Below are 24,358 nucleotides of genomic sequence, written 5' to 3'. Positions count from 1 at the left end.
AGTTATGGATAGTACTATAGAATTCGAAGAAGTAGTTAAGGTTGTTTCTAAAATTAACCAAAACCTAAGAGATAAACATTTTAGTGCGCATGAAATAGATGCTTTTTGGTCTAAAATGATAGCCTTAATACCAAAAATAAAAGAAGTAGGTATTGAAAATATTAAAATTTGTACAGGATGTGGACATCTAAATATAGAAGAGATTAAACCAACAGCTTTAGCCTGTTGCCCTGATAATTCTTATGTTAATATTAAAGATAAAAACTAATGAAAAGTATTGATGAAATAAAAAAGGAAGTAGCTAATGAATGTGGAGAAGAACATTTTGAGGTATTGTTTGATTCAGAAATATCTGTTGGTGATTATAAAACTGCAAGAAAGTTATATGACACTGTTTTAGATAGGTATTTTAAACAATTTGGACACGACTAATGAACTATCAAACTTTCATAGAGAATAAAATTATCATAGCTGAAAATTATGGCTTTGATATAAATATATCATTGCTTAATGATGTCTTATTGCCTCATCAAAAGGATATAGTTAAATGGTGTTTGCAAGGAGGTAGACGAGCTGTATTTGCCTCTTTTGGTTTGGGTAAAACCATTATGCAGCTTGAGATTGCTAGACAGGTTATTTTTAAAACAAATAAACCATTTCTTATTGGTTTACCTCTTGGAGTAATTGGAGAGTTCAAGAAAGATATTAAACTTCTCGATGAAGATGAACATATCCAATACATAACAGATACTGATTCAATTGATAGTCTTGTACCAATGATTTACTTGACTAACTACGAAAGGATCCGTAAAGGTGATATTGATGCTTCAAAATTTGGAGGTGTATCGTTTGATGAAGCTTCAGTTTTAAGAAATTTAAAAACAGAAACCACTAATTATGTTCTTGAGCATTTTGGAAAAGTTCCTTATCGTTTCGTATTTACCGCAACACCATCTCCTAACAATTACCTTGAAATACTAAACTATGCTCAGTTTTTAGGTGTAATTGATAGAGGTCATGCGCTCACTCAATTCTTTAAAAGAGACCCTAAAAAGGCAGGTAACTTAAAGCTTAATGAAACACAACGAGAAGAGTTTTGGAAGTGGGTTAGCAGTTGGGCAGTATTTATAAACAAGCCTAGTGATTTAGGTTATGATGATACTGGTTATGATCTACCTAAAATGCATATACATGAAGTTGAAGTTGAAAACCTAACCAATGAGCCAATACTAAATAAAGATGGAGATTTAGTAATGTTTAAAGATGTAACTAAAAGTTTGGTAGACACCTCAAGAGAAAAATCAGAAAGCATTGAATTACGTGTTAACAAAGCATTTGAAATCATAGAGAATGAATTTCCATATTCAAATGTTATTCTTTGGCATCATCGAGAAGCTGAGCGTGTAGCTATTGAAAAAAGATGCTGCTCTCAAGTTGTTTTAAAATCGGTGTATGGTTCTCAAACTAACGATTTAAAGGAAAAGTTATTAATCGATTATTCTGAAGGCAGATATCAAATACTTTCTACTAAACCCAAAATAGCAGGATCAGGATGTAATTTTCAGCATCACTGCAGTCGCGCAATATTTGTTGGAATTGATTACAAGTTTAACGATTTCATTCAAGCTGTACATCGTATTTATAGGTTTAAACAAAACGAAGAAGTCCATATCTATATTATCCATACCCAAAATGAAAGAGAGGTTTTAAAAACCCTAAAATCTAAATGGAAAAGACACATTGAGTTACAAACCGAAATGATTAATCTAGTTAGAAATTATGGACTAAATAACAATAAATTATCAAGTGATATGAAAAGACAGGTTTTTAAAGATGAACGTCACCACTCAATAGGTAACGCTAAAGTATGGAATCAAGACTGCACTATTGCCATGGATTATATTGAAGAAAATAGCACAGGTTTAATTGTGACTTCTATTCCTTTTGGCAATCATTATGAGTACTCAAGCAATTATAATGATTACGGTCACAACCCTACCAACGAAAAGTTTTTTGAGCAGATGGATTACTTAGTTCCTAAACTTTATAAATCTTTAATGCCTGGACGCATTGCTGCTATTCATGTAAAAGATAGAATTAGATACAGTTATCAAAACGGTACTTCATTTAGTACTATTGATGATTTTTCAGGAGAAACGGTAAGATGTATGAAAAAACATGGATTTCATCTTATTGGAAAAATAACAGTACCTACAGATGTAGTTCAGGAAAACAATCAAACTTATAGATTGACATGGGGAGAATTGGTAAAGGATTCTACAAAAATGGGATGCGGATTGCCTGAGTATATTTTATTATTTAGAAAACCGCCAAGTGATGATAATAATGCCTATGCTGATTTGCCTGTAAGTAAAACAAAGGAAGAATACTCATTGGCACGTTGGCAGCTTGATGCTCATGCTATATGGCAAAGTAATGGAAATCGTTTTTTAACGCTAGATCAAGCAGAAGCTTTTAGCCCAAAAACCATTTACGCATGGTGGAAAGAGTATTGTCGTGTTATACCATATGATTATCAATTACATATAGAAGCTTCAGAAACATTGGACAAAGCAGGAAAGCTCTCAAAGAAAATGATGAGCCTGATGAATAGACCAAATGGACCTGATGTTATGAATGATATCAGCAGATTAAAAACGCTAAATGCAAATCAAAAAAACCGAAAGAAAGAAAAGCATATTTGTCCACTTCAGTTGGATATCATTGAGCGATTGATTTTTCAATATTCTAATCCTGGTGAAATTGTTGGCGACCCTTTTGGCGGATTGTTTAGTACATCTTATATGGCTTTAAAAATGCAACGTAAGTCATGGAGTATGGAGCTTAACCCAGATTACTATGATGATGGGTTGTTTTATTTGAAATCGATAGAATATCAACTATCAGTACCAACTTTGTTTGACATGGCTGAAACTGAAAAAGAATTAGTGTAACTAAAAAGTAATATAATATATTACCTATGCAGATTTTAGAGTATAAAACAGAGTTTAGAGTGAACATAGATTATAATCATTTTCGCAAACGCAATATTGCTGCAGTAAAAAAAATTACTGGAGCTGAGTATGATTATAAAGAAAAGTCATGGAGAGTGCCTTTGCAGCAACGTAATGCATTAATAGCTTTACAAAAGTACGCTAAGGCTACATATTATAAGATTGATGTTGAAACTCCACAACAATATGGTGATATACAACCATTACCTGAACTAGCTGTTGATATTCCTTTATCACATCCAGAAGGATTTGGTTTTAGGCCATATCAAACTAAAGGTGTTGCTAGAGGCCTGCAGTTAAAACGATTTATCAATGGAGATGAGCAGGGTTTGGGTAAAACATTACAATCTATAGGTACCATCTATGGAGCTTCACTATCAGGACATGATGTGTTTCCTTGCTTAGTGATCTGTCCATCTTCCACTAAAATAAATTGGAAACGTGAGTGGGAAATGTGGACCGATAAAAAACCACTTATCCTGGAGAACAAAATTAAAGACTCATGGCATAGGTACCATCAAATTAATATGGCTGATGTATTTATTACCAATTATGAGAGTCTTAAAAAGTACTTTGTGTCTTATATGCCTCCAAAAAATAAGATGAGCAGGTCCAAAGATATCGTTATGGACGAAAGGATTTCAATATTCAAATCCATAATAGTAGATGAAAGCCATAGATGTAAAAACCCGCAAACTCAAAACGCAAAACTCATCCTAAGAATTTCAAGAGATAAAGAATGGGTTATTCTACTCACAGGAACACCAGTAGTTAACAAACCTGTTGATTTATATCCGCAATTGGCCATTATAAGTCGATTAAATGATTTTGGAGGTAAGCTCAGGTTTTTTTCAAGGTACTGCGAAGGTGGTCGAGGAGCTTCAAATTTAAAAGAGCTCAATTATTACCTTAATAAGTACTGCTTTTTTAGAAGAGAAAAATCTGAAGTAGCAAAAGACCTCCCTGAAAAACAACGTCAAACCATACTATGTGATATCACTACCAGAAAAGAGTACAACAAAGCAAGAGATGAGTTTGTGAAATACCTTGAAGAAAGTGGTGCAAACGATAAGGAGATTGCTAAAAAGATGCGTGGTGAAATCATTGTTAAGATGCAAGAGCTTAAAAAGATTTCTGCCTATGGAAAATTAAATGAAGCCAAAGATTTTATACATGAAGTTATAGACTCAGGAGAAAAGCTCATTGTTTTTGCAGTTCATCATGTAATTGTTGACGAGCTTTTAAAGGAGTTTCCTAAAGCTGTAACCGTAACTGGTAGAGATAAAGATTGGGAAAAGCAAAAGAGTATTGATGCCTTTCAACAGGATCCAAACACGCAACTAATAGTATGTAATATAAAAGCTGCAGGTGTAGGTATTACACTAACAGCTAGTTCTAGGGTGGCTTTTATTGAGTACCCATGGACGTATGCCGATTGTGTGCAATGTGAGGACAGAGCGCACCGAATTGGGCAAAAAAACAATGTAATGTGCACCTATTTTTTAGGACAGCACACTATAGACGAGCGTATGTATGAACTCATACTACAAAAACGTCATGTAGCTAATACCATAACTGGAGCAACCGATAACGTTGAAATGGATATGGTTGATGGAATTATTGATTTATTTAAAAAGTAGATTATGAATAAACTAGAATTAAAACACATAGCGCCTTATTTGCCTTATGGATTAAAAATAAATACTAAGTATGGTATTGATGTTCCTGAAGATGGTCATAATTATACTGTTATTGGTGTTTGTTTAAAAAGAAGCGTTTTCTCTTATAATAATTTAATGTTTGAAGTTTTAGAAAAACCAAACAAAGAGATTAGTCATTACTATAATGATTTCAAACCAATACTAAGACCTTTAAGTGATTTAGAACTTGATTTATGGAATATTATAAACGATGTAGATAAGGAGTTTTATATAGAATATAGTTCAGACGACGGAAATATTTATTTAAGAGATGTTTGTGATTTAAACTTTTTTGAATTATCAAGAACATTGAATGTTTTAAATCAATTATTTAAAAATCACTTCGACGTATTCGGACTAATAGAAAAAGGATTGGCAATCGACAAAAATACACTTAAATAATGGCACAATTAGGATATACATTTTACCCAAAAGACTGGTTTACATCCAATACTAGAAAACGTTTAAAGCGATTTCCTTTGGTAAGATATACTATAAGAGAAATCATTGATCTCATCAATATGGAAAGTGGACCAATTGATATGAATAGAGAATACCTCATGGATGACCTTGATATTGAACTCACAGATATAGAGTATGAAAAGCTCATGGAATTTATTGAAGTTATGGATGATGGTAGATGGTATTTGAAGACCGTAAAAAAGCGTATTTCAAAAGCTGAAGCTGCACGAGAAAATGGTAAAAAAGGAGGTCGACCTCCAAAAAAATCAACAACTCCAAATCAACAAAAAAATTCAGATGAAAAAAAACCCAATAACCCAGAAAAAAAACCCAACCCAATAACCCAAAAAACCCACCTTTATAAAGAGAAAGTAAAAGAGAAAGAGAAATATAAAGTAAAAGAGAAAGTAAATAACGCACACGCGATTCAATTTTTAAAATCTGAAAAACAAATAGAGTATTCAGATTTTGAAATGCAAAACAAAAAACAAGTCCATGATTGGAATATGCTTTTGGACTCGTTTAACGATACTGTTGATATCGAAATTTCTCAAGGTAAAATTGAAATGCTACCAGAACAACTCATGCCAAGGTTAAGAAAATTTACAAGGTCATGGATAACCAATCAACAAAAACCAATTCAACAAACTCAGCAACACTCAAACCCACCAGATAGATACTAATGCAACAACCTAAACCAAATACTAATTTTAAAACTGATAAATCAACAATTATCAGCTTAGAAAAAGGCAAAATACCACCTCAAGCAATTGATCTTGAAGTTGCAATTCTTGGCGCAATGATGATTGATAAAAATGGCCTTTTAGAAGCTATTGAAATTTTAAGCGAAAATGAAGATGTCTTTTACAAAGATTCGCATAAATATATTTACAAAGCAATACTGGAGCTTTTTTCTGAAGATGTTGATGTTGATATTTTAACCGTTTCTCAAAAATTGAAATCACAATCCAAACTCGATTTAGTTGGAGGAGATTTTTACTTAATTGAGTTGACACAACATGTTTCTTCATCTGCGCATATTGAAACGCATTGTCGTATTGTAATGCAAAAATATGTACAGAGAGAAAGCATAAAAGTTGCTAGTAAAATCATTGAGGAGGCATACGATGAAACCAAGGATATTTTTGACTTGTTAGAAGAGTCGCAACGTTCATTGGATGATACTTCGGAATGGTTACTCAGGAAAAAACCAGAGGATTTAAACACGGTTTATGATAAACTAATTAAAAACAGCGAAAACCCTATAGCCAGTATTCCTAGCAAGTTTACTAAACTTAACGATAGGACAAACGGTTATCATCCCAACGATTTGGTAATTATAGCAGCTCGTCCTGGTATGGGAAAAACTGCTTTTGTGCTCAATGAAGCAAAATTTCAAGCCGAAAAAGGATTTCCTGTTGGGTTTTTATCACTGGAAATGAGCGATGTTGAATTGTTGGGAAGAATTATTGCCAATGAGTTTGGAATTGAAAGTAGTAGAATTAAGCAGCACCAGCTCACAGTATCTGAAAAAATTGTGCTTAAAAATGAAGCCAATAAAATTAAAAAATTGCCTCTATACATTCACGATGGTAGTGAAACTACAACCACAGAAGCAAAAACAATCATAGGAAAATGGGTTAGACAGCATGGAGTAAGAATTGTTTACATCGATTACTTACAGCTGATGAGAGCATCTGTAAACAACAAAAATGGAAACCGCGAACAGGAGATTTCATACATTTCTAGAAAGCTTAAGGCTATTGCTAAGGAATTTGAAATAACAGTAGTTGCCTTATCACAATTATCTAGAGCTGTAGAGACTAGAGGAGGAATGAAACGACCTGTTTTATCAGACCTTAGGGAGTCTGGAGCAATTGAGCAAGATGCTAATGTAGTTCAGTTTTTGCTTCGTCCAGAATATTACAAAATATCAGAATGGGATGATGAAGCACGAACACCAACAGCAGGACAATGTGAAATAAACACTGCAAAAACTAGAGAGGGAAGGCTTGGAGCAACGTATTTAGACTCAAGCCAATTAAAATACATGAGGTTTACCGATTTGAATGATAAACAAAATGATGATTGGACTGATGACTTTGAACCTGCATCAACCCAAGAAGCTTTTGATGAACCACAGCAACCAACCCAAGATAACACAGGATATGATCCTGATGAATTACCGTTTTAATTTTTATGCAATGAAAAGCTGGTCCAAAAAAGACATAGAAAAACTCAACTTAGGAAATAATTTGCACGAAAACACACCAAAAAGTAACGTTTTAAGCACTAAATATCTCATAAATGGTAAAATTTCGCACGAAAAAGAGGCTATAAAGACCATTCTTTGGGTGTTGTGTCACGAAGGATTAATTTCTGAGTATGTTGAAGAGCATAAGTTTGCTAATGACCGTAAGTATAGATTTGATTGGGCTATTCCTGATTTAAAAATTGCAATAGAATACGAAGGTTTAATAAGTGAAAAAAGCGGTCATACCACTATTGGTGGCTATACTAAGGATTGCATTAAATATAATTTAGCTTTAATTAAAGGCTGGAAAGTATTAAGATATACAGCATTGAATTACAAAAATTTGGAAGCAGATTTAAAAAAATTAATCAAAAAGTAATATTTTATATTACTTTTGTAAAGTCATAGTATGTCCTATAATCTAAAAATATAAACAGCGAGATACAATCAGTTGGTAGATGGGATGGCTCATATCCATCCGGACAGCGGTTCGAGTCCGCTTCTCGCCACAACGCAATCAGAGAACCGAGACGAATGTTCAAAGATGTATTGATTTACATGATGCCCGAGACGTTTGACTTCATGGACAGTTATAGAAATACCGACATGACGGGAGGCGAAAATACAGCACTAAAAAGGTGACTGTTGACAAAGCGGAAAAAGTAGCATTGATGGAATTGATTACGGAGATTGAACTGACCGAATTGAATAGTAATTCTGACTGCCAGGAAAGACTGGCTTTTTAAAAATCTACAAATGGGAAACGACACTTTAAAATCTAGAGTAATTAAAACAGAACATACTTGTAAAGTTTGTAATACTATATTTAAAGCTTACGCAAAAGAGAATAGAAAATTTTGTAGTAAACAGTGTTGGAAAAGCTCAAAAAAAGGAGTTGCTTTTATTCAAAAGAATGGAAAGAATGTAAATTGTAAGCAATGTAATAAACAGTTTTACAAACCAAAAAGCCAAATTAATAGAAGCAAGAATCATTTTTGTTCAACTCAATGTCAAATAGATTATCAAGGAAGAAATAAACTGTCTTTTGAATGTAAAATGTGTGGTATTGAATTTAGAAGAAGTAAATCCGAAGTTGAAAAATCAGCTAAAAGAGGTCATAAAATTTTGTATTGTTCTATAATATGCAGAAACAATGACACTAAGAGGATGAAACAAAAGTCTCATAAGGCAAACAAAATAAAATTTAAAAAATATGGTCTTAATTCTTTTGAAAAAAAAGGTAGAAAGTGGTTAATATCACTAGGTTTTAAATTGGATTTAGATTTTAAAGAACAAGTTTTATTGTTTGATACGGTTTCTGTAGATGTGTTTTTTGAAAAACACCAAGCTGTCGTTCAATTTGATGGAGAGTACTGGCATACTAAACCAGAAAGAAAAGCAATAGATATTAAACAAGATTCCTTTTTAAAATCCAAAGGATTGAAAGTTTTAAGAATTTCAGATACTCAGGTTAAAGAATCAGGATTTAATTTTTTCGATAAACAATTAATTTCAATTATAAATGGCTAAAACAAGCAATGATATTGATTTTAGAGATAATATAGTTGAGTATCTAGAAAAAGAAAAGAGCATTTGTGAGGATGCACTTAAAGCCTATGAACCTGGAGCAATATCTGAGATTAACGAAGAGATTAAGGTTATGCGTGAGCGTGAACGCATTAAGTTAAACGACCGTATTTATGAATTGAAAAGGCATATTGAGGTCATTAAACGTATGTATCCTAAACCATAAAAAATGAGAATATCTAAGCTTGAAAAAGAAAAAAGGATATTGAAAGTACAGCATTGGATTCTTGATGGAGTTCCAGAGGACCTAATGCGTAAACAAATGAAGACTGAGTGGGGAATCAGTACACGTCAAGCTAAAAGATATATTAAAGATGCGCGTTTAGCTTGGATGGTTGACAGCGAGACCGATATGGAAACAAGGCGTCAGAACAAAATTGCTCAACTTGAACATAGAATTAGATCCTTAAAACCAGAATACAAAGGAACACCAGCAGGATTGAGAGCTCAGGCATCTATTGAAAAACTCATTATTATGTTAGAGCCTTATTCTGTTAGAAGAGTTGATGTTACTACTAAAGGCAAAACAGTAGGTGGTGATATGGCTCCTAGAACAGTTATCATTCAAGAATGTAATGGATGAGCACGTTATTAAACTACATACTCCACAGTTAAAAGTATTTGCATCACGAAAGCCATTAACTCTAAATATGGCAGGGCAAAGAGCTGGTAAATCTCACCTTATTGGTATAAAATCAGGTTTTTTTGTTTTAAATGCACCAAAAATAAAAGGTATGATTGCTGCAAATACTTATATGCAGCTAACGCAATCGACATTAGTTGCTGTTAGAAAAGTATGGCAACAAAATTTTTTTTTAACAGAGTACGATCCAAAAGGAAATCCAAACGGCCAGTATGTTATTGATAAAAAACCTCCCGGTCATTTCAAGAAAATTCACAAGTTCAATAATTATAAAGGAATTATAAGTTTCTTAAATGGTGCAATTATATTCTTAGCATCGCTTGATAACTATATGGCTCATGATGGAAAGGAGATTGGTTGGGCTGAATTAGATGAAACCAAGGATACAAAAGAAGATGCGCTAAAAGCTGTCATTCTAGCGAGACTTTCACAACCTGGACTGTTTTATAACAATCAAACACTTGAAATTGTTTTTTTAGAAGAAACTCAATCTCATACAGGGTTTACTCCATTTAACCCATGTTGTATCAATACATCTCCAGCTGTAGGTGTTGTTAAGTGGCTTACAGATATGTTTGGTTTGCCTGAATATGAAAAGGAAATATATGACAAGGTTATTGATCCTAAAGACTTCTTTTACATGGAAAATGGAAGTCAATGTGTTTGTATTTATTCAACCTATTGGAATGCTCACAACCTGCCAGATAATTATATTGAAATAAGACTTTCAAACTTATCAGAAAATGAAGGTTTAAAATATATTTTTGGTTACCCATTTGCAAGAACAGGAGACTCATTCTTTAGGAAATTTAGCAAGCTTACTCATGTTAAACCAGTTCTATACGATGAAACGCTTCCTATCCACTTATCATTTGATTTTAATGCAAAACCTTACATGACTTTACTAGCTGCTCAAGTAGAGGCTATGTATGAACAAATGGAATTTCATATAAGGTTTTTTAAAGAATACTGTTTGTCAAGTCCATTTAATTCTACTGAAGCAGTATGTGATAGATTTTTAGAAGACTATGAAGATGATGATCCTCATATTTTTTTCTATGGTGATGCCTCTGGTGACTATAGACAAGCAGGTAGTGGTGACTATACACAGTTTGATACTGTAAGAGATAAATTTAAAAAGTATATTTCATCTTCTTCAGATAAGGTGCCTAAGAAAAATAAAGGTGTTTTTAACCGCAGAGACTTTGTTGATAGAATACTGGAGCTAAAACTTAAAATAGAGTATAACGGTAAATTACTTACTGTTGTTATCATTATTGATGAAAGTTGTAAAGAATTGATTAATGATATGCAATGGCTTAAAGAAGGAGTAGATGGAAAGTTTAAAGAAAAAGAAAAGGACCCAGAAACTAAAGAATCATTTGAAAAACTAGGTCATACATCTGATGCATTAGAGTACTTCATAGTTGAGCTTTTAGACGATTATTATCAGAAATAAACAAGAAAACAATGTTTTCATTATATTTGTTGAAAACATTTCAAATGGACTTAGAAAAGCAGCTTCAGGAAACTATAGTCAATAATATAACTCATCCAGACTATGCACACGTTTGCAATCTTTCAGATAAGTATAAGGCCTTTATAATAAATGCTCCTCGTAAAACTAAAAATAAAGATGGAAAAACTTTAGAAGAGTATCCATTGAATGATTATCTAAGGCAATTTGTTAGGAGGGAAGATGCTGATTTGTTTGAGCAAAGAAAAAATCTAACAAAACACTATTTGCCATCTATCTGTTCACAACTCATGAAGCCATTTAATAAAGTGGTTCGATCTAACAGAGTTGTAAAATTGATAGATACTAAAAAACTAGAGGAAGCCAAAAAAATTGATGATACGTTAATAAATTTCTATGGAGAATCCGACAATAATGGGGTTGACCAATTCTTAAACGAGCGTTTTAAGATTTTGACATTTATTGATCCTAACGCATGGCTACATATAGCTTTCAATCCATTTGATGAAAATAAAGAAAAGCCTCAAACATTTCCTATTGAGTATTCTTGCGAATCTGTTATTAATTTCTCAATTGTAAACGACCAAACACAATGGCTTATAGTAAAACTTAAGCATGATTACATTGATAAAGATAATAAGCATAAAACAACCGATAGATTCATTATCTATGGAGAGGATGATGCTTATGAGTACATAAAAGTTCCTGAAGACATAAAAGAGCCTTTAGCTCATACATCTCAGTGGACATCTACAAAAGATACTAAGGATAAATACTATGTAAATAAGTATAATCACAAATCAGGTCAAGTGCCTTTGATGAGAGTAGGTTATATTAAAGATGTTGAGACAAACTCTAGAACTTATGTCAATCCATTCCATTATGAAGCCTTACCATTAATGGAGCAATTTATTAAGCTATCCTCTGAGCTTCAATTATCAATTACCTTGCATGCGTTTCCACAGCAGATTTCTTATACAGAACAATGTGAGGCTAAAGGTTGTGCCAACGGTATTTTAGTTGGAGGAGCTGAGTGCTCAGTGTGTAATGGTACAGGTAAAAAGCATCATGGCTCTGCTGCTGATATCAAAGAAATTCCAATGCCTAAACGATTAGAGGATATGGTTGATGTGTCAAAACTTTCAGCCTACATTCCATTTCCTGAAGGTGTTTTGGACTTTTTGGATAAATATGCAGATAAGCTTGAGAAGAAAATCATGAGAATGATGTTCAATTCTGAGAGCATAGTTCAAACACAATTCAATACTGCAACAGAGGCTACGTTTGATATGGATAGTGTCTATGATACATTACATCCATTTGGTGATAAATATAGTGAAGTATGGATGTTCTTTGTTAACCTTACTGTATTGTATATGGGTTATGAAAAAGATACAACAGTATGGCATAAATTTCCATCAGATTTAAAACTAAAAACTTTAAATCAGCTATTGGATGATTTGAAAAAAGCAAATGAAAGCAGCGCGCCATCATACATTAGAGAAAGTATCAACAATGATATTTTAGATATTATTTATGCTGATGATCAAAGCGAGCTTTCAAAGCTTAAGATAAAAAACAGGCACTTTCCGTTTCCTGGTAAAAGCGATGTTGAAATCAACAACATTATTTTAAACAATAACACTACTAAGTTTAAGCAGATACTGTACTCAAATTTTGACAGCATATTTGATGATTTAGAAAGTGAACATGAAAATTTCTACAGCTTAGCATTAGCAAAGCAAAAAGAACTTATAAAGGATAAGGTAGATGTGATTATTGAAGAGATTGGAAGCTCTACACCAAAGTTTGATTTAAAAACAGCGTAATGGCAAAAGTAGATTTACAATCAAAATTTGATATTGGAGATACTGTTTGGTTAAACATATCAGATGGTGAAGAGTTAGTAGTTGTTAATATAATCTATAATTTTTTAGCAAAATGGTTTGAATACCAAACTATGACTAATACTGGAGATAAAAACTGGTATAACGAAAGAGAGATTGTAGATGAAAAACCCACAATTAGATTATGAACCACTTAACATCACTAAAACCCAATACCGATAAAGTTGAAAACGTAAGACAAGTTCAACAGGAAACCAGCGAGACATTAATTGGGTCTAAGCGTATCCATAAAGGGCACACTCTTTTTGAAGTTAATGTAAAAGAACAAACCATTGTTGAGGCTCAATTTGAAGAATGTGAAGCGAGCTATGAAAAAGCAGCCAATATAGATAAGCCAAAAGGATTTGGAGTACAAACAAACAGGACAGGTACTTTAAAAAGAGTAATTCTAGATGCGATTGAACCTTCAAGAAAAAAAGTAATTAAAAAAGAAAACTGTATTTATATATCTGCTCTTAACAAAAAAAATCTACTTAAAAAATTGGAAAAGCGTGGTGTGATTAAAATTAATTAGTAAATGCCAACACCTAAAGAAATACAAAACCTTTCCTATCTCAAGGCAAAAAAAATTGATAAGATAATTGAGGAAATTGAAAAACGTATTCAAAACGCATCCTCATCGCTTACCAAGTCAATGCTCAATATGTTCCTGGACCAACTCCAAACAGAAAACGGTAGGATCCTTTCTAAACTTAACCAAAAAACTATTTCTCTTTTCAATGCTGCATATGGAAGTTATTCCAATACTACACGAATTAGATTGCTAGAGTCTATTATGTCAGACATTCAAACAATAGTATTTGAAAATGAGACATTTTATAAAAAATCAGTTAATGCTAAATCCTCTCATACCGATGCTATTCGTAAAATAGTTAACCGAAGACTAGGTATTGACGATAAAGGTAAAACATTAAAAAACGGTTTTCTACAATCCTTAGCTGATGAATCAGTTCTAAAAAGCGAAATACAAAAGCATATTTTTAGAGAACTTTTTAAAGGTACCACACCTGAACTTTTAAGAAGGTCACTAAAGACAGTTATTGAAGGTGACAATGAGCGATTAGGATTGTTTGATAAACATTATCGTACATTTTCATTTGATGTATACGCACAATTAGATGCGTACACTGGAGCTTTATATGCTGATCGTTTAGGCTTGCAATATTTCATTTACAATGGTGGTGTTATAAAAACCTCTAGAGCATTCTGTAAAAAAAAGAATGGTAAAGTTTTCAGTATAGAAGAAGCAGAAAAGTGGGTAGACGATCCTACTCTAACAGCAATACCGAGTAAAGAAAGCTATAACTGGCTAATAGATAGAGGTGGGTATAATTGTAGGCATAGTATTGATTTTATAGCTTCAGAAGTAGCCTATGTTTTAAGACCAGACCTTAAAGATGGAGGTCATAAATCAACAATCAAACGCACTCTAGAAAGCATGTCATAAACAAATAAAGAAAACTATGTTTTCTTTTTTATATATTTGTAATCACTGCAGGAGCTAGGTCAGGCTCAACAAAATGACATTTCATAATTTATTAATCATTAATTCAAATGTCAAATGGCAAAGAAAACCAAGGATATTGTAAAAATATCTAAAAATGGAAAAACCAAAGAAGTCCCAAAATCTCAATGGGAAGCTATGGTAAAAAGCAAGTCCACTTATGGATGGAGACTTGCATCTGACCTAGACAAAGAAGTACTGAACAAAGACAAGCAACTTGAACAAACCAAAATTACTGAACTAGAAGGTAAGGTAAAGGAGCTTGGTGAGGAAAACACTTCTTTGAAATCTCAAATACAAGAGAAGGACACCAAAATTACTGAACTAGAAGGTAAGATAAAGGAGCAAGCCGACTTATTATCTAAACATGTTAAAGGCACTCCAGCTGAACAGCCAAAGCAAGAAGTCCCTAAAAAGGAAGAAGCTAAGGCACCAGCCGCAAAGTCTGATAAAAAGTAATAATCATGGCTAAGAAAGTGCTTATCAACAAAAAAACAGGAAAAGAGCATGTATGTTCAAATCCTGATTTGGTGCTAAAAAAACATCCTAAACTTTTCAAGGAAAAAGCACCTGCAGTTTTACCTAAAGATGTAATGGACAAGGAATCCAAAATGTCTAAGGATACTGCTGATGATGGGAAAAACACCCAAACTGAAGTAAAGGATAAGGCTTCAGAGAATAAAAAATAACTCTTAATTAATACTCATGTCATACGTAAAATTAATTAAAACACTGGCGGATGGGCTGAAGACCGCATATAAAACTTCAGAGGACGATATTATTAACATTCTTCCTGAGAATGAAGAAAACTTTGATGAAACAAAGTTTTTAGAAGCATTCCTTAAACTAGATAAGGACCGTATTGAAGCAATCGGACAAAAAGGCAAAGACAAATTCACTGAAGGCTACAACAAAGCCAAAAAAGAAGAGCGCGTTGCCTTTGAGAAAGAAATCAAAGACACCTTTGATATTGATGAAGACCTTATAGGTATCGACTTGGTTAAAAAAGTTGTAGAACTTAAATCTGAAACATCTAAAAAAGGGGCTGGTAAGCTTTCTGATGATGAGATTAAATCGCATCCAACAGTAATTAAATTACTAACAGAAAAAGAAAAGGCTCACAAAGATGACATTCAGAAAATCAAGGAAGATAACGAACAAGTGATTCTTGGAATGAAAAAAGAACGCGTTTTTGGAAACGTTTCTAAAAAAGCCTTAGCGCTATTGGACGAAATGAATCCTGTGTTATCTGAAAATCCAAAGGTAGCTAATAACCAAAGAAACTATCTTTTAGATAGACTTAAGGGTTATGATTGGCAACCTACTGAGAATGATGATGACTACATCCCTTTAAAAGATGGAAAACGTGTTGAAGATGCTCATGGACATGGTATTTCATTTAATGACCTTGTAAAAGGTGCTGCAAGTGATCTTTATGATTTTAAACAATCTGACAAAAGAGACACGCCTCCTGGAGGTGGCTCTGGAGGTGGTAGTGGTTCTGGAAACCATAAGTTTAAATCTGAAGACGAATATGCTGCCTATGTTACAGATACATCTATACCATTGGCAGACCGTCAAAAAGCTAAGGAAGACTGGAATAAGCAATAATGTCGAATTAAGATAATTGTTTAATCTAAATCCAAAAATTTAAAATGGCAGATTTAAGCGTTGCTACACAAGGCGACATTATATTAAAAGCAGAAGAAGTTTGGGCTGACAGCCAAAACCAAACTGAAATGTATACTGCTGATGCGGAAACTATTAAAGCTTTGGCAACAAAGCAAAAAGATCGTACTCGAATCATTACTCAATTAGAAAACCCAGAGCTAGAAGCCAACAATGTAAGAATTGTTTGGTTAGATTCTTGTGGTGAAACTTTAGATGATGATTGCCAAGAAGTATGTGATTTTACTGCATCAGATATTGCATTGGCATACAAAGATGTTAATTTATCAAAGTGCAAGTCAGCTTCATTTCAAATTAATGAAAACGACCTATTGAGAAATCGATATACTCTTGAAGAGTTGGTAGCTCAAAAATTATTAACCAAAACAAAAGCTCTTGATGAGTGGATTAATGCGCAATCATTATTATTCTTATCAGCTAATGCAGGTTATAATAAAAATGCAGAAACGTATACCCTTAGTGGTAGTACTTTGCAAATACCAACTGCTGATTATACTAACGATCTATACGTAAAAATGGCCATAGACGCTAAACTGAATAAGTTAGTAGATCCGTTTATTGTAGACAATGGTGCGTTATATCGTTATTATTTAAAAGCTCAATTAGACCAAGGTAATTCTGACGGTAAAGGAGACAAGCAAAGAACCATGTTATTCGATACATATTTCGATTTAGTTGGTTTCCCAACAGCTCCTGTTACTGATGACACGTTCTTGATTTCATCTAGTGCATATGCTTTTGCTTCTAGAAACTATTTCACAGATAAACCTACAGACCATCATCCGAAAGAAGGTAAACAAACAAGGTTTACAATACCATCGAGAAACATACCTGGTCTTAAGTATGATGTGGTTTATGAATACTCATGCTCTGGTAAGAGATTTATTCATAAATACTACATAGAAGCTAACTTCGATTTTGTACTTAACCCAGTAGGATGTGATATCCTAGTAGATACTGAGCCTGATGTATTTGACCAAGTAACTGGTATACTTTCTTATACAAAAGTAGCTTAATTTTAGTTTTATAGTTAATTATGAAAGGGTGGGTTTTGCCCACCCTTTTTTTAAAACATCATCCATGAAATACTGTTATGAAAACCTAGTAGGATTATCAAGAACCGAATGTGATTGTTATGAAGTCGATGAGGCTTTAACGAAAAGCACACAAGGTCTTTGGCTTGATGAACTTGAAGGAATAGATATGGAGGTAATTAAAAATGCCTTAAAGTGTGGCGAAGAGCTTTCTGATAATTTTGAAAAAATATACAATAACGCCATTAACTTCTTAGAGTCAGAACTTCAAGTTGAAATTTCTAACCATTACCAACAAAAGCATAAAGCGTATGTAGGACGCATAGGAGAACGTAAGTTTAGCCAAACATTAGCAACATCAACTTATTCAGGTTTAAAGCTAGATACCAAGCATATTGAAGGTGCTTCAATCATAGTTAAAAAAGTAATGTTATACTTTGCCAATACAGGTACTTTAACTCTTGAGGTTTATAAAAACGGTGAAAAGCTAGATGATGATTACGAGATTACAATAGATGCAGTAGGTGGTGTAGTACATGAGCTAGAAAGTCCATTGATACTTCCAATAGTAGAGAATGGTGAAAAAAACGAATACATGTTTGTTTATGAAACAGGATCTCTTCAGCCATATAACACAAAAACAAGTTGTGGATGTAGTGGAGTGGAATCTGTTAGGAAAAAGTATATAACACCTGTTGGAGTTAAAGGAGCAACAATAGAAGGCTTAGATAATGTAAGTAATTATTCTTTTGGTTTAAGCTTAGATGTAGTTATTAGCTGTTCAATAGATAGTCTTATTTGTGATTTCTTGGTAGACAGTGTTTTTGAAAGGCGTTTTGCTATGGCATTGTGGTACAAAATGGGAGTACTAACAATCGAAGATTTATTTGCTTCAAGAGATATAAATTTTGATACTTTTTCGGACCGCGAGTATTTATATGGAAGAAAGCGAAAATTTGAAAAAAACTTTTCAAGCTTAGTGATGTGGCTTGCAGAAAACTCTACAATACATAATAGTAATTGCTTTGTCTGTAATACTCAAAAGAAGGTATCTATGGGCGGAAAATTGATATAATTTGACACCAGAAGATTTCATATCAAACCTTGAAAACGCCATTGAAAAAACGGTAGAAGATTTAAAACCAACAATGGAAGAAGCTGCTTTAACTGCTAAAGCATTAATAGCTAGGCGTGTTCAAAATACAGGTTTTGGTAGACGCTATACTTCAAGAAGCTATGTTAAACTTAGAGCTGCCAAAGGTTATGAAATTAGATTTGTAAACCTTACCTACACAGGTAGAATGTTTAGAGGTTGGAAAAGACCTGGTACAGTTAGAACAGGGCTTAAAGTTACAGGAACTGTTGGAGGTGTAGATGTTGAAACCATTAATAAACTAAAATGGAATAAATCTAGATATCCTCAGTTTGATAAAGTCAATGAAGATGAGAGAAAACTTTTAATTGAAAATTTAATAAGACCTCGAGTAGTTAGGTCATTACAACATAACATCTTTAGAAAATGACAGCACAAATAGCCAATATTTTAAAAACCCTTTTAGCTACAATAGATAACGGTTTAGATGCTCAAAGCCAACCCTTACCTCAAGGATTGCTTTTTGTTGATAAACTTGCAGGCTTAGTAGCAATAGGAGAAAAAGTACAACCTACAGATGTTGAAGGCGCTTTCAAGGTGTCTAAATTTCCTATTAGCTTGGACTCTAACTATGAGGAATGTATAAGCTCAGGATGTTATAAGGACTTAGTACCTAATTCAAACCTAAAAGGTATACTTTACTTTGAAGATAATGGAACCACTCCTGGACCTGTAAAACACGACAGTTATCAGTACACCTCAAAGCTTAGATTGGTTTGTTGGATTAATAACAACAAAATACACAGCTCTGGATGTTTGAGTATCAACCATGTTTTAATAACACTCATTAGGGCAACACTTGAAAAGGGACATTTTAACTCTGGAGTGTTTAAAAAAATAATTGTGCGTACAACTTCAATTATTGAAAATGAACCAAGGCTATTTTCTAGGTATAACTATCCAATGGAATCCGTTAAGTTTCTAATGCATCCTTATGAAGCCTTTGGTTTGGATTTGACTGTTGATTATTCCATAGGCAAAAGTTGTATTTCAGATTTACAAATAAACCCAGTACAATGTTAGATTTCATTTTTTATGCTTTTTTAATTGCCTCAATAAGTTGGGTGTATCATTGCGTTTTAAGAGACAAGCTATTATCAAAATGGTTTTTGTTTGGATTTAATAAATTTTCACAACGTAATGATTGGACCTATTATTTTTATGAGCCCATTTTCAATTGTGAAAAATGCTTATCTGGTCAGTTGGCCATGTGGAGTTTTCCTTTTCTATTTAACTACAATTTTTTTCTACACCTTGGCTTTATAGCTATATCTATATTAATCGTTTCACTAATTACTCACATATTCAATGACTGAACTAAAATCAATAAAACCAGAAATTGGCTTTAAGTTTCAAGCCAATGGCAAAAATTACATAATAGAGGATAAGTTATCTATTGCTAGACATATTGAAGCTTCAAAACTCGAGCTTCATCTTTTTGAAATGAGTTCTTCAGTAATTAAAAGTAGGCTCATTTCAGCATACAATGATTTAAACGGAAGCAACAAAGACAAAACAGTAAAGTTTGCTGATGCAGCTACCAAAATTCATAATTTGGTTAACAACCTAGAGCAAAACCTTAATTTTAAAGATTTACCAATATTGAACTATTGTGCACTTTATATTAATAGTGAAGATGAAGATCGTAGGACTATTAGTAAAGAGCGAATTCAAGAAAAGGTAAATGACTGGCAGGAGGCAGGATTTGAGATATCAGGTTTTTTTTTGCTAGTTCTAAGTGTGCTACCTCACGTCAAAAAAGACTTCGTCAAGTACATGGAAGATATCTCCAAAATCTCAAAGACTCAAATAAAAAAAGAACCGAAGAGCAAACAGTAAGCTATATTGATATTTCTAAAATTAGAACTGATAAATCCTGGAACGATTTATTGTACCAAATGTCTAAAGGTGTACCATCTGAAATGGAAATATTAAAAGGTGTCTTTGAGGAAGAGTTTTATTTTCTTCTTCAAAATCATGAAAAACGAGTTGAAATTGAAGCGAAGTATCCTAGAATGTCGCTTTTTTAATACAATTTTATTGATGAATTATATACAACTTTTACCCTAAATTATATAATTAACGAAAACAAAGTTTTCTTTTTTATCTTTGTATAACTCAGGAGCAAAACCGATGCTCAACAATAACGGTAGCAATCTTTTAAAATTACCGTTATGGATAATGAACTTTTAGTAAAGGTATCTGCTGACCTATCTAACCTTAAGTCAGATTTTCAAGACTTCAGTGTATATTGGGATAAGCACAATAAGGATGTTGCCAAAGGTGAGAAAGCCTATAAGGATTATGGTAACTCTGTTATTAAATCCAATGAGAAGATTTCTCAAAAGCTAAAGGATAATATCAAGCAATTATCTGATGAAGGTAAAGCAGTAAAAAACCTAGAAAAAAGCTTCAATGAATTAAGAAGCAAAAACAAAGACGTATTTGATAATGCAAAATTAGAGGCCTTTGATAAATCACTGTCTAGTTTATCTAAAAACATGTCCTCTTTAGAATCACTCAATCTTAATATTGATGATTATGATCGTTTACTTCAATTATTAAACTCTGCCGAGGATGACTTTGAAACGCTATCTGTTTTAGTCAATTTTTTTGAAGACAAAATGAAATCTGCTGCAGTAGCGGTTTCAGATTCTTTTGATACAATCAAAGAAAAAATTAATGAAACAAAGCTTAATATACAATCAACTGAGGATTTCATAAAGAACATTGACAAGCAAATTAAAACCACTGCTCCTGGACAGGATCAAGCTAATTTAGTTTCAGAACGCAATGCTGCTGTTCAAGCCTTGAAAGAAGAAAAAGTTGCTTTGGCTGATTATGAATCCCAACTCAAAAAGGCAAGAGAAGAAAACGTCACAATGGCCACTCAATTAAGAAGGGTCAAGGATGAATTAGTTCAATTAGAATTGGCAGGAGATAGAGGAAGCGACCGTTGGGTTGAACTCACTGAAAAAGCAGAGAAATACAATGATGCAATAGCAAGCACAAATGCTGAATTAAGACGTCAAGCATCAGCAACTGAGGGCTTGGATAACCTTATAGGAGCTGTTAATGGTGTTATTGGTGTTTATAGTGCTGCTGAAGGAGCAGCAGCTTTGTTTGGTGATGAAAACGAAGACCTAGAGAAAACACTTATTAAACTAAATGGTGCTATTGCTTTACTTAATGGACTTCAGGCAGTACAAACTGAATTATCTAAAAAAGAAACAGTTGCAGGAAAAGCATTGACAATTGTTAAGGCGCAATATGCTGTTGCTACAGATGCCAGCGCAAAAGCAACTACAAGATTAGCAGCTGCTACTAAACTAATAGGTATAGGTTTGTTAGTGGGTGCTTTGGCTCTAATTGTTACACATTGGAAAGACATATCAAAGTTTATAGGCTTAACTAGCGATGAAACAGAAAGGCTAAATGAAATAAACAAAAAATCAAATGAAATTGCTGGAGACCAAGTATCCAAACTTGATATTCTTATTGAAAAAGTTAAAGAAGGGGAATTGTCGTTCAACCAAAAACAAAAGGCAGTTTCTGAATATAATAAAGAATTTGGAGACACTTTAGGTGTTGTTAGTTCTTATACAGAATTAGAAAGGAAACTTATTGAACAAGGAGCAGATTATATAAGATATTTGACTTTGAAAGCTAAGGCAGAAGCTGCATATCAATTAGCTGTTGATAAATCAAAAGAAGCCTTAGAAAAGAGAAATAATACTGAAGTTAGTTTATTTAATTTTATCAAAGGAGGTTTTACTCCAGGTTTATCCGGAGAGTCCTTACAAACCATAGATAATTTCAAACAATCTCAACAACTAGAGCAACAATCTGATGCTTTTATTGATGAACAGAAGAAATTGGAATCTGAAATGGAGGAATTAGCTAATAAGTTAGGTATTTCATTAGTTGAAGTAAACCAAGATGTTATTAATGAATACCAAAAGATGTCAGATTTAATGGCTTCAATCATAAAACAACAAGAGGCATACAGGATTGAAGCCATTGAAAACACAAGGGAAAAAGAAAAGGAGATTCTTAAAAAAAGGTTAGAAGAAGAAAAGGCTAATTATCAAAAACAAATAGATGATTTAAAAGTTTCTGAAACAAGAAAGGCCGAAATTAGAGCTGAATTCAATAAACTTTACAATGAAGAGTCTGGAGCTGCTTATGAACAATTAAGGAAGGATATTGCTGAAATTGATGACAAATACAATGCAGAATTAGAGAATGTTCAATTTAAAGCATTATCTGCTATTGATTCTATTTTGGTTTCTGAAGCTGAAAATGACAGAAAAGCAATTCAAGAGCGTTGGGATGCCATAAGAGATAATATTCAAGAGCAAATTGATAAAACTAATGATGAGTTTCAAAAGCAAGGTTTAAAAAATATTCTTGATGAAGTTGATACAGCAGAGAATAAAGAGCTTCAAAGCTTTGACCTTAACACTAACTTGGATCGTATTGATAGGGAAAAGGAAATTGCAGATACTGTTTTAGCAATTCAACAGCAAAACATTAGAGACATCATAAAAAATGAAAAGGTTAAGCAACTTCAACTATTAAACCTTGAAAAGAACTATCTGTTTCAGATATTACAAACCTATGAAGATTCATTTAAGAATTTAGAAGACAAAGGATTATTTAATGAGTTGGTTGATACTTTATCAAATAGCGTAGATCCAGATGAAATACAATCAGCAGCTGATGAGTTAAGAAAAGCTTTTGGTGAAGATGTTGCTAATGAAATATTGCAAACTGTTGAAGCATTAAAGCAAGTTAAAAAGGAAGTTAGTGATATAGGAAATACAAGCGATTTTCAATCTGTGGTTGATGATATAGGAGCATGGACCAGTTCAGTTGAATCCTTTGGTAGACAGCTTGCAGATACTTTAGGATTACAAGGTGAAGCAGCTGAAGAATTTGCTCAAGGAGTTGCTACTGCTATAACAACTACCTATGATTCTCTACTTACCATATTTCAGGCTGAAATTGATGAGCATAGAAATAAAATAAACTCATTTCAAGAGTCTATTGATGCTGTTGAAGATGAACTAGAGCGCGAAAAACAGTTGTATGAGGATGGTTATGCCAATAATTATGAAGCAAGACAGCAAGATTTAGAAAACCTTAAAGAGCAAAAGCGACAAGAAGAGGAAGAGCTTAAAAAAGCTCAAAAACGAAAAGCATTACTAGCTAAGGCAGAGTTTTTAATTGATACTGTTAGTCAGTTGAGCAATTTAATAACTGCATCAACAAACATTTTTAAAGTAGCAACAGATATTTTAGGACCATTTGGTGTACCTGTAGCTATTGCTGCTATTGCTACAATGTTTGGTGCATTTGCTATTGCCAAAACAAAAGCGTTTCAAGCTATTGGAAGCGGTCAAAATTTTAGAACAGGGTTAAAGCAAGGACCTGTTAATCTTTCAGGACCTACTCACGAAAGAGGTGGTTTTGGTGTGTATAATTCTGAAACTGGAGAACGTGTTGCTGAGTTTGAAGACAAAGAAAAAGTGTATGTACTCAATAATACTCAAGATAGAAAATACGGTCGTTTAATGGCTGCTATGATTGAAGAGGAAAAAGGTGGTCGCAAATTAAAAGACAACATATTCGATATTTATTCTATACCTAGAATAGGTAGCTCAACTATTAAAGTTATTGAGCGTGTTAACTCAAAATATGTAGAAGCGGAGCAATCCAAAAAAGAAGCTTCAAAAACAGATGATAACATGCTTAAGGAATTTAAAGACTTTAAGAATGCTTTTAAAAATGAATTTGAAGGCTACAAAAAAGAGCGTGATGATCAAACAGAGTTTTGGGAAACCTCTAATTTCTTCTTTGTAAAGAAAGGGAATGTGACTAAAAAATATCCTAAAAAGAACGGATAATTAAAAATATCTTTTAAAAAGCAGA

General features: G+C 33.1%; 26 protein-coding genes and 1 tRNA gene. All 27 read left to right on the top strand.

The features are described from left to right. Nucleotides 1–4: 4 nt before the first annotated feature. The 27 genes from ACQ0RB_RS04635 to ACQ0RB_RS04505 all read left to right on the top strand — a co-directional run bounded on the left by ACQ0RB_RS04635 (nt 5) and on the right by ACQ0RB_RS04505 (nt 24,333). On the top strand, nt 5–268 hold the full coding sequence (locus ACQ0RB_RS04635) for a hypothetical protein (RefSeq protein WP_430496813.1): 264 nt from the start codon (nt 5–7) through the stop codon (nt 266–268). Further along, on the top strand, nt 268–432 hold the full coding sequence (locus ACQ0RB_RS04630) for a hypothetical protein (RefSeq protein WP_430496811.1): 165 nt from the start codon (nt 268–270) through the stop codon (nt 430–432). The genes ACQ0RB_RS04635 and ACQ0RB_RS04630 overlap by 1 nt, the downstream gene beginning before the upstream one ends. After that, complete coding sequence (locus ACQ0RB_RS04625; RefSeq protein ID WP_430496809.1) at nt 432–2,954, top strand: DNA methyltransferase; 2,523 nt, start codon at nt 432–434, stop codon at nt 2,952–2,954. The genes ACQ0RB_RS04630 and ACQ0RB_RS04625 overlap by 1 nt, the downstream gene beginning before the upstream one ends. A gap of 26 nt (nt 2,955–2,980) precedes the next feature. After that, entirely contained in the window at nt 2,981–4,654 is a 1,674-nt protein-coding gene (locus ACQ0RB_RS04620) for a DEAD/DEAH box helicase (RefSeq protein ID WP_430496807.1), read from the top strand. A gap of 3 nt (nt 4,655–4,657) precedes the next feature. Continuing rightward, a complete protein-coding gene (locus ACQ0RB_RS04615; protein WP_430496805.1) occupies nt 4,658–5,116 on the top strand; it encodes a hypothetical protein in 459 nt (152 codons plus the stop codon). After that, on the top strand, nt 5,116–5,859 hold the full coding sequence (locus tag ACQ0RB_RS04610; RefSeq protein WP_430496803.1) for a hypothetical protein: 744 nt from the start codon (nt 5,116–5,118) through the stop codon (nt 5,857–5,859). The genes ACQ0RB_RS04615 and ACQ0RB_RS04610 overlap by 1 nt, the downstream gene beginning before the upstream one ends. Next, complete coding sequence (gene dnaB / locus ACQ0RB_RS04605; RefSeq protein ID WP_430496801.1) at nt 5,859–7,370, top strand: replicative DNA helicase; 1,512 nt, start codon at nt 5,859–5,861, stop codon at nt 7,368–7,370. Before ACQ0RB_RS04610 ends, dnaB begins: the two co-directional genes overlap by 1 nt. Before the next feature lie 10 nt (nt 7,371–7,380). Then, nucleotides 7,381–7,809, top strand: coding sequence for a hypothetical protein (locus ACQ0RB_RS04600; RefSeq protein ID WP_430496799.1), 429 nt, complete (start codon nt 7,381–7,383; stop codon nt 7,807–7,809). A gap of 56 nt (nt 7,810–7,865) precedes the next feature. Continuing rightward, nucleotides 7,866–7,939: transfer RNA gene (locus ACQ0RB_RS04595), tRNA-Met, on the top strand. A 247-nt stretch (nt 7,940–8,186) separates the two neighbouring features. Next, on the top strand, nt 8,187–8,960 hold the full coding sequence (locus ACQ0RB_RS04590) for a DUF559 domain-containing protein (RefSeq protein ID WP_430496797.1): 774 nt from the start codon (nt 8,187–8,189) through the stop codon (nt 8,958–8,960). Then, on the top strand, nt 8,953–9,183 hold the full coding sequence (locus ACQ0RB_RS04585) for a hypothetical protein (protein ID WP_430496795.1): 231 nt from the start codon (nt 8,953–8,955) through the stop codon (nt 9,181–9,183). The genes ACQ0RB_RS04590 and ACQ0RB_RS04585 overlap by 8 nt, the downstream gene beginning before the upstream one ends. 3 nt (nt 9,184–9,186) lie before the next feature. Further along, a complete protein-coding gene (locus ACQ0RB_RS04580) occupies nt 9,187–9,600 on the top strand; it encodes a hypothetical protein (RefSeq protein WP_430496793.1) in 414 nt (137 codons plus the stop codon). Beyond that, a complete protein-coding gene (locus tag ACQ0RB_RS04575) occupies nt 9,554–11,119 on the top strand; it encodes a hypothetical protein (protein WP_430496791.1) in 1,566 nt (521 codons plus the stop codon). Before ACQ0RB_RS04580 ends, ACQ0RB_RS04575 begins: the two co-directional genes overlap by 47 nt. 44 nt (nt 11,120–11,163) lie before the next feature. After that, nucleotides 11,164–12,966 (top strand): hypothetical protein, encoded by a 1,803-nt coding sequence (locus ACQ0RB_RS04570; protein WP_430496789.1) that lies wholly within the window; start codon nt 11,164–11,166, stop codon nt 12,964–12,966. Next, nucleotides 12,966–13,172: a hypothetical protein gene (locus tag ACQ0RB_RS04565; RefSeq protein WP_430496787.1), complete on the top strand. Its 207-nt coding sequence runs from the start codon at nt 12,966–12,968 to the stop codon at nt 13,170–13,172. Before ACQ0RB_RS04570 ends, ACQ0RB_RS04565 begins: the two co-directional genes overlap by 1 nt. Beyond that, nucleotides 13,169–13,558, top strand: a complete 390-nt coding sequence (locus tag ACQ0RB_RS04560) for a hypothetical protein (protein ID WP_430496786.1) — start codon at nt 13,169–13,171, stop codon at nt 13,556–13,558. Before ACQ0RB_RS04565 ends, ACQ0RB_RS04560 begins: the two co-directional genes overlap by 4 nt. Nucleotides 13,559–13,561: 3 nt before the next feature. Continuing rightward, nucleotides 13,562–14,491, top strand: a complete 930-nt coding sequence (locus ACQ0RB_RS04555; RefSeq protein ID WP_430496784.1) for a hypothetical protein — start codon at nt 13,562–13,564, stop codon at nt 14,489–14,491. 114 nt (nt 14,492–14,605) lie between these two features. After that, nucleotides 14,606–15,007, top strand: coding sequence for a hypothetical protein (locus ACQ0RB_RS04550; RefSeq protein ID WP_430496782.1), 402 nt, complete (start codon nt 14,606–14,608; stop codon nt 15,005–15,007). Nucleotides 15,008–15,012: 5 nt separating this feature from the next. Continuing rightward, nucleotides 15,013–15,237 carry a hypothetical protein gene (locus ACQ0RB_RS04545; protein WP_430496781.1) on the top strand — a complete coding sequence of 75 codons (225 nt, stop codon included), beginning with the start codon at nt 15,013–15,015 and terminating at the stop codon, nt 15,235–15,237. A 16-nt stretch (nt 15,238–15,253) separates the two neighbouring features. After that, the gene (locus ACQ0RB_RS04540; RefSeq protein ID WP_430496779.1) at nt 15,254–16,159 is read left to right on the top strand and encodes a hypothetical protein; all 906 of its coding nucleotides are present in this window, start codon (nt 15,254–15,256) and stop codon (nt 16,157–16,159) included. A gap of 44 nt (nt 16,160–16,203) precedes the next feature. After that, a complete protein-coding gene (locus ACQ0RB_RS04535; RefSeq protein ID WP_430496778.1) occupies nt 16,204–17,253 on the top strand; it encodes a hypothetical protein in 1,050 nt (349 codons plus the stop codon). Between the two features lie 64 nt (nt 17,254–17,317). Continuing rightward, nucleotides 17,318–18,346, top strand: coding sequence for a hypothetical protein (locus tag ACQ0RB_RS04530; protein WP_430496777.1), 1,029 nt, complete (start codon nt 17,318–17,320; stop codon nt 18,344–18,346). A gap of 1 nt (nt 18,347) precedes the next feature. Next, nucleotides 18,348–18,794 (top strand): hypothetical protein, encoded by a 447-nt coding sequence (locus tag ACQ0RB_RS04525; RefSeq protein WP_430496776.1) that lies wholly within the window; start codon nt 18,348–18,350, stop codon nt 18,792–18,794. Beyond that, nucleotides 18,791–19,447: a hypothetical protein gene (locus ACQ0RB_RS04520; protein ID WP_430496774.1), complete on the top strand. Its 657-nt coding sequence runs from the start codon at nt 18,791–18,793 to the stop codon at nt 19,445–19,447. The genes ACQ0RB_RS04525 and ACQ0RB_RS04520 overlap by 4 nt, the downstream gene beginning before the upstream one ends. Before the next feature lie 285 nt (nt 19,448–19,732). Continuing rightward, nucleotides 19,733–20,263, top strand: coding sequence for a hypothetical protein (locus ACQ0RB_RS04515; protein WP_430496772.1), 531 nt, complete (start codon nt 19,733–19,735; stop codon nt 20,261–20,263). Nucleotides 20,264–20,322: 59 nt separating this feature from the next. Then, entirely contained in the window at nt 20,323–20,454 is a 132-nt protein-coding gene (locus ACQ0RB_RS04510; protein WP_430496770.1) for a hypothetical protein, read from the top strand. Between the two features lie 144 nt (nt 20,455–20,598). Continuing rightward, a complete protein-coding gene (locus ACQ0RB_RS04505) occupies nt 20,599–24,333 on the top strand; it encodes a hypothetical protein (protein ID WP_430496768.1) in 3,735 nt (1,244 codons plus the stop codon). Nucleotides 24,334–24,358 lie beyond the last annotated feature (25 nt).

Source organism: Gaetbulibacter sp. PBL-D1 (genome assembly GCF_050509525.1).
In the GTDB taxonomy this organism is placed as follows: domain Bacteria; phylum Bacteroidota; class Bacteroidia; order Flavobacteriales; family Flavobacteriaceae; genus Gaetbulibacter_B; species Gaetbulibacter_B jejuensis.
Note: the sequence above shows the minus strand (reverse complement) of the source record. Positions and strands in the feature narration are given on the sequence as shown.